Annotated in this window: 9 protein-coding genes and 1 tRNA gene; 1 reads left to right on the top strand and 9 read right to left on the bottom strand. The window is 69.5% G+C overall.

From position 1 onward, the window contains the following. The first annotated feature begins 96 nt into the window (after window positions 1–96). Entirely contained in the window at window positions 97–1,062 is a 966-nt protein-coding gene (locus GXW74_RS21940) for a hypothetical protein (protein ID WP_211848730.1), read from the top strand. Window positions 1,063–1,346: 284 nt separating this feature from the next. Here GXW74_RS21940 and GXW74_RS21935 read toward each other — a convergent pair. The 9 genes from GXW74_RS21935 to GXW74_RS21895 all read right to left on the bottom strand — a co-directional run bounded on the left by GXW74_RS21935 (window position 1,347) and on the right by GXW74_RS21895 (window position 10,877). Beyond that, window positions 1,347–1,422: transfer RNA gene (locus GXW74_RS21935), tRNA-Glu, on the bottom strand. A 341-nt stretch (window positions 1,423–1,763) separates the two neighbouring features. Continuing rightward, window positions 1,764–2,078: a hypothetical protein gene (locus tag GXW74_RS21930; protein ID WP_211848729.1), complete on the bottom strand. Its 315-nt coding sequence runs from the start codon at window positions 2,076–2,078 to the stop codon at window positions 1,764–1,766. Continuing rightward, window positions 2,078–3,580 (bottom strand): M81 family metallopeptidase, encoded by a 1,503-nt coding sequence (locus GXW74_RS21925; RefSeq protein ID WP_246523861.1) that lies wholly within the window; start codon window positions 3,578–3,580, stop codon window positions 2,078–2,080. Before GXW74_RS21925 ends, GXW74_RS21930 begins: the two co-directional genes overlap by 1 nt. A gap of 51 nt (window positions 3,581–3,631) precedes the next feature. Next, window positions 3,632–4,882 (bottom strand): Zn-dependent hydrolase, encoded by a 1,251-nt coding sequence (locus GXW74_RS21920; protein WP_211848727.1) that lies wholly within the window; start codon window positions 4,880–4,882, stop codon window positions 3,632–3,634. After that, window positions 4,879–6,114, bottom strand: coding sequence for a Zn-dependent hydrolase (locus GXW74_RS21915; protein WP_246523860.1), 1,236 nt, complete (start codon window positions 6,112–6,114; stop codon window positions 4,879–4,881). Before GXW74_RS21915 ends, GXW74_RS21920 begins: the two co-directional genes overlap by 4 nt. Further along, a complete protein-coding gene (locus tag GXW74_RS21910) occupies window positions 6,111–7,406 on the bottom strand; it encodes an ArgE/DapE family deacylase (protein ID WP_211848726.1) in 1,296 nt (431 codons plus the stop codon). Before GXW74_RS21910 ends, GXW74_RS21915 begins: the two co-directional genes overlap by 4 nt. A gap of 9 nt (window positions 7,407–7,415) precedes the next feature. Then, a complete protein-coding gene (locus GXW74_RS21905; protein ID WP_211848725.1) occupies window positions 7,416–9,026 on the bottom strand; it encodes an ABC transporter ATP-binding protein in 1,611 nt (536 codons plus the stop codon). Between the two features lie 19 nt (window positions 9,027–9,045). Further along, window positions 9,046–9,894 (bottom strand): ABC transporter permease, encoded by an 849-nt coding sequence (locus GXW74_RS21900; RefSeq protein ID WP_211848724.1) that lies wholly within the window; start codon window positions 9,892–9,894, stop codon window positions 9,046–9,048. Next, window positions 9,891–10,877, bottom strand: a complete 987-nt coding sequence (locus GXW74_RS21895) for an ABC transporter permease (RefSeq protein WP_211848723.1) — start codon at window positions 10,875–10,877, stop codon at window positions 9,891–9,893. The genes GXW74_RS21900 and GXW74_RS21895 overlap by 4 nt, the downstream gene beginning before the upstream one ends.

Below are 10,877 nucleotides of genomic sequence, written 5' to 3'. Positions count from 1 at the left end.
GTCGCTGACCCATCGATGCCTCGCCTCAGCCTTCACGAGGCTCAGCGAATCACCCCATCATCCACTCACCAAGGCGTTTCGCAGAGGTCTCTTGAGATGCTGCTCAAGGCAGCCCTCTTGCACCGCGGTGGGTCGATCCGCGAGAAGGGTAAGGCCAATCAGACGATCGGCTTCTCTCTCTGTGTTCGACGCGCGCTGACCGGTGGCAAGGCGGCATTCTTGAGCGAGGAGCAGTCCATTTCACTCCAGGCGATCAATGGCCTGCGTGACGCCGCGCAACACCACCTGGTCACACTGTCCGAGGCTGCTCTCTACCTACATCCCCAGGCCGGAGTGACCCTGTTCCGGGACATCCTGGACAAGGTCTTCGGTCGAAAGCTCACGGATGTGGTGCCGTCGCGGGTGCTACCGATCTCCACGTCACCCCCAGTCGACCTTGTGACGCTGTTCGCCCAGGAGCATGCAGCCGTACGGCAGCTTCTGAAGCCGCGCAGCAGAAAGGCCCAGCTTGCGGAGCAGCGCCTCCGCGCCATGGCTATCCTGGACCGTGCGATCAAGGGCGAGCAGGGGCAGCCGACCGAGAGCGAACTGCGCACCTTGGCGAAGGCCGTGAAGTCGGGGACCGACTGGCTAGACCTGTTCCCGGGTGTTGCCGCGGTAAACATCACGGTGGACGGCAGCGGACCTACCTTGAGCTTGAGACTGACCAAGCAGGAAGGCGTGCCGGTTCGCGTTACACGCGACGGGGAAGCCGGTGACGCCGTCATCGCGATTCGGCGCGTGAACGACACAGACATCTACACGCTGGGCCGCAATGACCTCGCTACCAAGCTCAAGATCAGCCAGTTCGAGGCGAGTGCCCTCATTGAACTATTGGAGGTGCAGGCTGACCCTGAGTGCTACAAGGTCATAAGGATCGGCAGCCAGGCTCACAAACGCTACTCGATGAAGGCCCTCGACATATTGGCGAAGGCAAGAGCCGCTGGGCGCATTGGCGAAGCAGTGAAACACATGAAGGCGCGCCGAACGGGAAGGGCCGAAAACCGCGTCGCGGTGAGATAGGCGCCGGCAGATGGCAGTGCGCTACGTCGGCAGTAGCGTTTGGATGCCCTAAAGGCACCTCAACCGGCGGCCTGGTCGCTCCAAACAAGTATCTGATTTCTGATGAAAATTCTGCTGTGGCCAGCATCGGCAAAGCCCACAGGCGTGGAGAATATCGGCTCTCTCTGGGCAAAATTCGGTCGGTGCGGCACCGCGCCGTCCCACAGGCCCACTCCAAAGACCGCGGGAAATCTGCGCCACACTGCGTGGCCCACGGATCAAGAGACGATCGGGGTGTGCGGAAATGGCGTCCCCTACGGGATTCGAACCCGTGTCGCCGCCGTGAAAGGGCGGTGTCCTAGGCCTCTAGACGAAGGGGACAGGCCGTGGCGCGGGGTTAATGCCCGCGCGCCGCCCGGTCAATAGGCCGCGCGCTCGACCCCAGGGCGAGACCGCGCCGGCAGCCCCTATGCCGGGCGGACCTGCTCGGTCCATGCCGCCCGGACACCGAACGCGTTGGTCTGCCTGGAGGTCGGCAGCACGCTGTCGCTCGGGCGGTAGGCGAAGGCGGAGTCCGCGACAGTGCCTCGGGAAGGGAATCGATCCCACCTGCGAAGCTCGAATGTTCGAAGCCGCAATGATACGGCCCTGAGTGCCGGACCATCACCTCCGGCAGAGTCTTCCGGCACGCCCCCCGACGAAGGACACGGCGAACCAGTTCCTCACTGCCGGTTCGTCGTGGCTCCGGAGAAGCCGGCGGTGCGTCGCCATCTCCTCCCGGCTGGCCAGGGAGCGGAAGCCGAGCCCCCTCCCAGAACGGTGCCGCGCCGGCGGTCGGGCGTGATGCCGCCGATGCCGAGCAGGACACCGGCGTCGTCGCGTGCGGCAAACGGCGCCTCCCCGGGCGCGCCGAGGCGCTGCGATCCCGCCGCCCATTCGCGCGGCAGGATCTCCGGCATCCCGAAGCCTTCCGCGGCAGCGACCGCCGCGAGATCCGGCAGATCAAGCGGCAGCGCGACGACGCGGACGATGCGCACTACGCCGTCCGCCGGTTGTCCCCCGGACGCAGCCGAAGCCCCGGCCGCAGATTGGTGAAGGGCAGAACCGCCGGATCGGCGACCACCGGACCCGGCGCGGTCACCACGATCACCTCCGATGCGATGGGCTGGAAGTCGGCGCGGAAATGCACGCTCGACTTCACCGCGACGATCTTCTGTTCGGCCGGCTCGACGCCGAGGAAGCGGAACAGCGCCTGGTCATGCCCCTGCATCTTGCGGCTGACCACCACCACGCGCACGCCGGGCGCCACGCGGATCAGCGCCGAAGGCCCAAGATTCGCCGGGTTCCCCTTGCTCATCGGCCCGGTCAGCGTGAAGCGGCCGTCGCTCAGCTTCTCGACCAGCGCGGTCACGCGCAGCGGCGCGCCGTCGCTCTTGCCGCCGAGGTCGAGCTCGATCGTCGCCCCCTCCCCCGCCGCGTGGCAGGCCTCGGCGGCCTCGGCGTCGTTCATCGGCGCCAGCACGGCACCCTGCGCATCCTGGCGAATCAGTTCAGCGAGCAGCCCCGTGGTGTCGCCATGCCCGCCGCCGCCGGGATTGTCCTGCGTGTCGGCCAGAACCACCGGCCCCTTGGCGTCGCGCGAGGCCATCGCACGCCTCACGCCTTCCGCCGCCGGCACCACCCCGAGGGCGAATTCCGTCTCCTTCGCCGCGATGAAGCCGGCCAGCGCATCCGCCGCGGCCGCGGCCTGCTCGGGCGTGTCGGCGTAGGACGCGATCGCCATGCCGCAGCCCGGGAAATCTGCATAGGGGAAGCCGAAGCAGAAGCCGAGTTCCCAGACGCCCATCGCCTCCGCCAGGCGGGCGCGTTCGGCCATGACGTCGGCCATCGGCGCGACCATGGTGCATTGGCCGGGCAGCGGGGTCCAGAAATCGAGCTCGCGGAACGCCTTGGCCGGACGCTGGCCGTCGCGGATCATCCGCAGCAGCAGCCGCATCGCCTGCGCGCCGGCCGGCTTCATGTCCACATGCGGATAGGTGCGGTAGGGCACCACCACATCGGCGTGGGAGACCATCGCCGCCGTCTTGTTGGCGTGGGGGTCGAGGCTCGCGGCGATCGGCACCCCGGCGCCGACCACGGCACGCACGCGGCGGAGCACCTCGGCCTCGGCATCGGGGAAGTCCTCCGAGACCATGGCGCCGTGCAGTTCGAGATAGACGCCATCCAGCGGCCCTGCCTCGAGCGCATCGGACAACGCGGCAACGATCAGCGCGGTGATGCGCTCGAAGGCCTCACGCGTCACCGGACCGGCCGGATTGGCGAAGGCCCAGGCGAGCGGCACCAGCACGGCCCCCTCGGCCTCGGCTGCGGCGATGGCGCCGGCCGAGGGCACGCCGGTCGGGCGCAGCGTGTCGAGCAGCGTCGCGGCATGCTGCACCGGCGGGAAGCCGCCGGGCCTGACGAAGTCGATCCAGGCGGTCGGCCTGGGTGCGAAGGAATGGCTCTCGTGCTGGAAGCCGCCGATGGCGATGCGGGTCATAGGGTCGTTCTCCATTCGCGGCCGCGTCAGCCGCGGCAGCCGCCGGAAAGGTCAGTTCTTGGCGACGCCGGCGGTGGCGAGCACCGCATCCGCCAGCACCCGCAGGCCGGCTTCCGCCCATGCGGGCGTGATGCTCTCGGCCTCGTTGTGGCTGATGCCGCCATGGCAGGGGCAGAAGATCATGGTGGTGGGCAGCCGGCGCGCGACATAGACCGCGTCGTGTCCGATCCCCGTCGGCATGTCCATGTGCGGCAGGCCGAGGCGCTGCGCGGCATCCCGCACGCGGCCGACCAGCGCCGGGTCGAAGGGCGTCAGAGGCGAGTGCCAGAAATCCGCGACGGTGATCTTCACCCCGCGCGCGGCGGCGATGGCCGTTGCCCTCGCGCGGATCTCCCCGCCCATCTTCGCGAGCAGGTCCGGGTCGCCATGCCGCGTGTCGATGCTGAACCAGACGCGGGACGGCGCGATGTTGCGGCTGTCGGGATAGACGGTCAGCCGCCCGACCGTGGCGCGGCCGGGTTCGCCCGACGGGCTGACGGCATTCAGCGCGATCTCCTCGATCGCGGCGATCAGCGGCGCGGCGGCCATCATCGCGTCGCGGCGCCCGGCCATGGGCGAACCGCCGTGCGCTTCCTCGCCTTCGACCACCACATCGTACCAGGTCTGCGCCAGCGCATGGGTGACGACGCCGACATCCTTGCCGGCGCGCTCCAGCAGCGCGCCCTGTTCGATGTGAAGCTCGAAATAGGCGCCGAGGTCCCGCAAGGCGGCGGGATCGGCCGCGCCCTTCCAGCCGATCCGGGTGAGTTCCTCGCCGAAGACCTTGCCCTCGGGGTCTTGCGTGGCGAGGACCTCCGCCTCGGTGAACATGCCCATGGCCGCGCCGCTGCCCATCATCGGCGGCGAGAAGCGCGCGCCCTCCTCGTTGGTCCAGTTGATCAGCACGAGCGGCGCCTCGGTCTCGATGCCGGCCTCGTGCACCGCGCGCAGCACCTCGAGCCCCGCCAGCACGCCGAGCACGCCATCGAACTTGCCCCCTGTCGGCTGGGTGTCGAGATGGCTGCCGATGGCGACAGGCTTGCGCGACGCATCCCGCCCGGGGCGCGTCAGCGCCATGTTGCCGACGCGATCGACGGAAAGGGTGCAGCCCACCGCCTCCGCCCAGCGCCGCAGCAGGTGGCGGCCTTCGGAATCGAGATCGGTCAGCGTCTGGCGGTTGCAGCCGCCCTTTGCGGTGCCGCCGATCCTCGCCATCTCCATCAGGCTGTCCCAGAGGCGCTGGCCGGAAAGCGGGATGTTCATGCAAGGCCTCCTGCGGTCTCGATGACGGCCGGGCCCATGGTGGCCAGGCCGGCGGCCGACCATGCGGGCGTGATGCTCTCCGCCGGGTTGTGGCTGAGCCCGCCATGGCACGGGATGAACAACATGGCGGACGGAACGACGCGGCCGAGATGCAGCGCGTCATGGCCGATCGGCGTCGCCATGTCGCGATGCGCGAGGCCCGCCGCGCCGGCCGCGCGGCGCATGGCGTCGAGCAGCGGCGCGGCGAAGCGGACGGAGGGATAGCCGCCGCGCGGCTCGATCGCGACGCTGACGCCGCGCCGCGCCGTCAGCTCGGCGATGAACCCGTCGAAGGCCGCGCACATGCCGTCGAGCGCCGCCTGTTCGCCATGCCGCAGGCTCGCGGCGAAACGCACCAGCGAGGGGATGTTGCCGCGCGCATCGGGCTGCAGCGTCAGCCGCGTGGCGGTGGCCAGGCCGCCGCTTCCGATGGCGATGCGCTCGAGCGCGAGGACCAGTTCCGAGGCCGCCGCCAGCGCGTCGCGCCGGCCGGCCATCGGTGCGCCGACATGGCCGTTCTCTCCGGTCACGACCACGTCGACATGCACGACGCCATGGCCATGCGTCACGATCCCGACCGGGATTCCTTCCCGTTCGAGGATCGGCCCCTGCTCGATATGCGCCTCGAAATAGGCGGCGAAGCGGCGCGCCGCGGCGGGCTCCGCGCTGCCCGCCCAGCCGCTGGCGGCGAGCGCCTGGCCGAAGGTGACGGAGGCATCGAAATTGTCCGGCGCACCGAGGACCGAGGCCTCTTCCCGGAAGCCCATCGCGGCCTCGCTCGCCGACATCGCCGGCGTGAAGCGGGAGCCTTCCTCGTTGCTCCAGTTCACCACGCAGATCGGTGCCGTCGTGCGCCTGCCCGCCGCATGCAGCGCGCGCACGACCTCAAGGCCGAGCAGCACGCCATAGGGTCCGTCGTATTTCCCGCCTGTCGGCACGCTGTCGAGGTGGCTGCCCACCGCCACCGGCGCCCGCCCCGGCTCGGCGCCGGGATAGGTGAGGTACATGCTACCGAGCCGGTCCACCTCCATGCTGCAGCCGGCGGCGAGCGCCCAGTCGCGCAACAGCCTGCGCGCCTCGGCATCCGCCGTGCCGAGCGCGAGGCGGTTCACCCCGCCATCCTCCCGCGCGCCGATGCGCGCCATCGTCGCCAGGCTGTCCCAGAGGCGTTCGGCGGAGAAGGCGATGCTCATGATGCCGTCTCCAGCCCGCACCACTCGGCCATGGTCAGCGCGATGGTGCGCGTGATGTCGTGCATGGAATCGAGCCCGACGCTTTCGTCGATGCCGTGGATCTCCTGCGCGTCCGGCCCGAAGCAGGCGACCGGCGTATCCTGGTACAGGGTGAAGAAGCGCCCGTCCGTCAGCCCCGTCGCCGGGTAGTCGCGCAGCTCGGCGCCCGCGACCTCGGCGTAGTTGCGCTTCGCCAGCAGCGCGATCGGCGCGTTCATGTCGAAGACGCAGGGGTCGGCCATGAAGCCCTTGAATTCGAGCTTCACCTTGGCGCCCTTCAGGCGTTCGTCCTGCGCGGCCTCGGCCACCAGGCGTTCGATGTCGGCCTTGGTCTGCGCGGCGGTGTATCCCATCATCACGCCGACGCGCATGCCGATGCGGCAGCGCGTGGCGACGGAGGAATTCCACTCGCCCCCTTCGATGGTGCCGAAGTTGACGTTGACCGGATGGTTCACGCCGCGGAAGGAGGCATGGATGCGCTCGCCGCGGTTCATCTCCCGCTCGTAGTCCTTGAAGCGGGCGGCGATGGCGGTGGCCGCCTCGATCGCGTTCACCCCGGCCTGCATGTCGCGCACATGCGCCGGACGGCCGGAGACGGTCACCCAGGCCCAGACCACGCCGACCTCGGCGGAATACATCGCCGGCAGGCCGGGGCCGGGTTCCGGAATGATGACGGCATCGGTCTTCGGCAGCGCCAGCATCGCGGCGAGCGCGCCATTGCCGGAACACTCCTCCTCGATCACCGACTGCATCTGCACCTCCGCCGCCGGCTGCAACCCGGCCAGGCGCAGCGCCTTGAAGGCGGCAACGTAGGAGACGATGCCCGCCTTCATGTCCCCCGCCCCGCGGCCATACATGCGCCCCGCCCGGATCGAGGGTTCATAGGGCGGCGTCTCCCACATGTCGGCCGCACCTTCCGGCACCACGTCCACATGGCCCTGCAGGACGAGGCTGCGGCCCTTGCGCTCGCGCGGCGTGTGGACGGCGACGACATTGTCGCGCCCCTCATAGGAGATCAGCGGCGGCGAGAATCCCGGATGCGAGGCGAGTTGCTCGGGGACCGTCGGCACGCGGCGCGGCGCGAGGCCCAGGCCTTCATAGATCCGCGCCATCTCGTTCAGCGCCGAGGCCTCGTTGCCGAGCGTCGAAGGGCAGCGCACCAGCTTCGCGAGCGTCAGCACCGCGTCGTCGCGCAAGGCATCCACCGCCTCCAGGATCGCGCGGCGCGCGCCGGGGTCGATTGTCTCGGTCATGGAAGCTCCTCAGGCGGCGATGACGGGCGGCGTCCAGGCGCGGCCCGGAATGCTGTCCAGCAATTGCCGCGTATAGAGGTGCTTCGGATTACCGAACACCTCCCTCGTCGGCCCCTGCTCGACGATGGCGCCGCGCTGCATCACCGCGATCCGGTCGCAGACCTGTGCCGCGACGCGCAGGTCATGCGTGATGAACAGCATGGTCAGGCCGAGCCGTTCGCGGATGTCGGCCAGCAGCGCGAGCACCTGCGCCTGCACCGAGACGTCGAGCGCCGAGACCGGCTCGTCCGCGATCAGCAGTTCCGGTTCCATCGCCAGCGCCCGGGCAATGCCGATGCGCTGCCGCTGCCCGCCGGAGAATTCATGCGGATAGCGATCCATCGCCCCCGGATCGAGCTGCACCAGGCGAAGCAACTCGCGCGCCCGCGCCAGCGCATCCACGCGCTCGACGCCATGGGTCACCGGTCCTTCGGCGATGATGTCGCCCACCGTCCGCCGCGGGTTCAGGGACGCGAAGGGATCCTGGAACACCATCTGGATCTTCTTGCGGTACGGCTTCCAGTCGCCGCGCGAGAGCGGGCGCAGATCCTCGCCCTCGAAGATGATCTCGCCCTTTTCGGGTTCGACCAGCCTCACCACGCAGCGCGCCAGCGTCGACTTGCCCGAGCCGGATTCGCCCACCAGCCCGAGCGTCTCGCCCTTGCGCAGCACGAAATCGGCGTCGTGCACCGCCTTGACCACCGGCTTCGCACCGAACCAGCCGCCGGGGCGGCGATAGGTCTTCTCCACCCCCTTGGTTTCGAGCACCAGCGGTCCCGGCGCGGCCTGCTGCGGCGCCGCGGGATTGCCGTGCGGTACGGCGGCGATCAGCGCGCGCGTGTAGTCGTGCCGCGGATTGTTCAGCACCTCCGAGGCCGGCCCCTGCTCGACGATGCGACCCTTCTGCATCACCGCGACGCGGTCGGCGATCTCGGCCACCACGCCGAAATCATGGGTGATGAACATGACGCCGGTGCCGCGGCGCGACTGGATCTCGCGGACCAGCCGCAGGATCTGCATCTGGGTGGTGACGTCGAGCGCCGTGGTCGGCTCGTCCGCAATCAGCAGGGAAGGTTCCAGCGCCAGCGCCATGGCGATCATCACGCGCTGGCGCTGCCCGCCCGACAGCCGGAAAGGGTAGGACCGCGCGGTCGCCGCGGGATCGGGCAGGTTCACCGCCGCCAGCAGTTCCGGCACACGCTTCGCCGCATCCCGCCCGGCGCCATGCACGCGCATTGCTTCGGCGATCTGGTCGCCCACCCGCATGACGGGGTTCAGCGCCGTCATCGGTTCCTGGAAGATCATCGCCAGCCGCGCGCCGCGCAGCCGCCGCATCGCCTCGGGCGAGAGCGGCAGCAGGTCCTGGCCCTCGAAGGCGATGCGCCCGGACTTCACCGGCAGCCCCTTGGGCAACAGGCCCATCACCGCATTCGCCGTGATGGACTTGCCGGATCCGGATTCACCGACGACGCAGACGATCTCGCCCGGATTCACCGACAGCGTGATGTCTTCCACCGCGTGCGGACGATCGCCGCCTTCCGGCAGCGCGACGGTCAGCCCTTCGACGGTGAGCAGGCTCATGCCGCGCCTCCCCGCTTGGTCATAGCGCGCCTCCGGCGCGACGACGCGCGAGGCGCGGGTTCAGCGCATCGGACAGCCCCTCCCCCACCAGGTTCAGCGCCAGCACCGTAAGGAAGATCGCGAGGCCCGGAAACACGCTCATCCACCAGGCGAGACGGATGACGGACCGCCCCGCCCCGATCAGGAAGCCCCAGGTCATCAGGTTCGGATCGCCGAGGCCGAGGAAGGACAGCGCGCTTTCCAGCAGGATCGCCGAGGCCACCATCAGCGAGGACAGCACCACGATCGGCGAGAGCGCATTCGGCAGGATGTCCGTCACCACGATGGCGACGCGCGACTTGCCGAGCACCTCCGCCGCCTGGACGAACTCGCGCGAGCGCAACGAGAGGAACTCCGCCCGCACCACCCGCGCGACCGGCGGCCAGGACACCACCGCGATGGCGAAGACCACGGAACCGATCGTCGGCGTGAAGATCGCCACCAGCAGGATGGCGAAGACGAAGGAGGGGATGGTCTGGAAGAATTCGGTGAAGCGCATCACCGCATCATCCGCGACCCCGCCGAGATACCCGGCGATCGCCCCGAGCGTCACCCCGATCAGCAGCGCTGCGACGGTCGAGACCGCGCCCACCATCAGCGAGATCCGCGCGCCATGCGCGATCCCGGCCGCGACGTCGCGCCCGAGGCTGTCGGAGCCGAGCAGCATCCCCTCCTCGCCCGGCGGCACGAAGGGGGCGGTCGCCATGTCCCAGGGGCTGCCCGGGTAGATCACCGGCGCCAACGCCGCGAGCGCGATCACGAGCGCGAGGATCACCAGCCCCACCACGGCGCCGCGGTTGCGGCGGAAGCGTCGCCAGAAATCGCTCATCCCTCCACCTCCACCCGCGGATCGACCACGGCGTAGAGCAGGTCCGTCAGCAGGTTGAAGCCGACCACCATCACGCTGGTGCAGAAGAAGACGCCGAGCAGCACCGCATAGTCGCGCGCCAGCAGCGCATCGAAGGCGAGCCGCCCGATCCCCGGCCAGGCGAAGACCGTCTCGACCAGGATCGACCCGCCGATGAGCTGCCCCGCCTGGATGCCGGCGAAAGTGATGACCGGCAGCAGCGCGTTGCGCAGCACGTGGCGGCGGACCACCTGGCCTTCCGGCACGCCCTTGGCCCGCGCGGTCTTGACGAAGTCCTGGTCCGCCACCTCCAGCATCGTCGCGCGCGTCAGCCGCGCATAGACGGCGAGGTAGAACAACCCCAGCGTCGCCGCCGGCAGCAACAGGTGCTTCCCGACGTCGAGCACGGCGTCGATGCCGTGCAGTTCGACGCCCACCGTGCCCATGCCGAAGCTCGGCAGCCATTCCAGCCAGACCGAGAAGAACAGCACCAGCATCAGCCCGACCCAGAAGAGCGGCGTCGCGTAGAAGGTCAGCGCGATCACGGTGATGATCGAATCCGACCAGCTTCCGACCCGCCGCGCCGCCAGCGTGCCGAGCGTCACCCCGGCGACGACGGCGAAGGCGAAGGCCGCGCCGGTCAGCAGCAGCGTCGCCGGCAGGCGCTCGCTGATCAGCCCCCAGACCGGCTGCTGCTGCCGGTGGCTGAAGCCGAGGTCGAGCGTCAGCACACCTTTCAGGTAGATCCAGAGCTGGACATGGAACGGCCTGTCCAGGCCGAACTGCTCGCGCAGCTGCGCCAGGAAGCGCTCATCGGCGGCACCCGACTGGCCGGCGATGACGCTCGCCGGGTCGCCGGGTGCGGCGTGGATCAGCAGGAAGTTGCAGACGACGATCGCCAGGATGACGATCACCGCCTTGACACCTCGCCGCAACAGGAAGCCCGGCAGCCGCGACAGCTCCAT

The organism is Neoroseomonas eburnea, from assembly GCF_018129005.1.
Taxonomy (GTDB): Bacteria; Pseudomonadota; Alphaproteobacteria; order Acetobacterales; family Acetobacteraceae; genus Neoroseomonas; species Neoroseomonas eburnea.
This window is presented reverse-complemented; position numbering and strand designations above follow the sequence as displayed.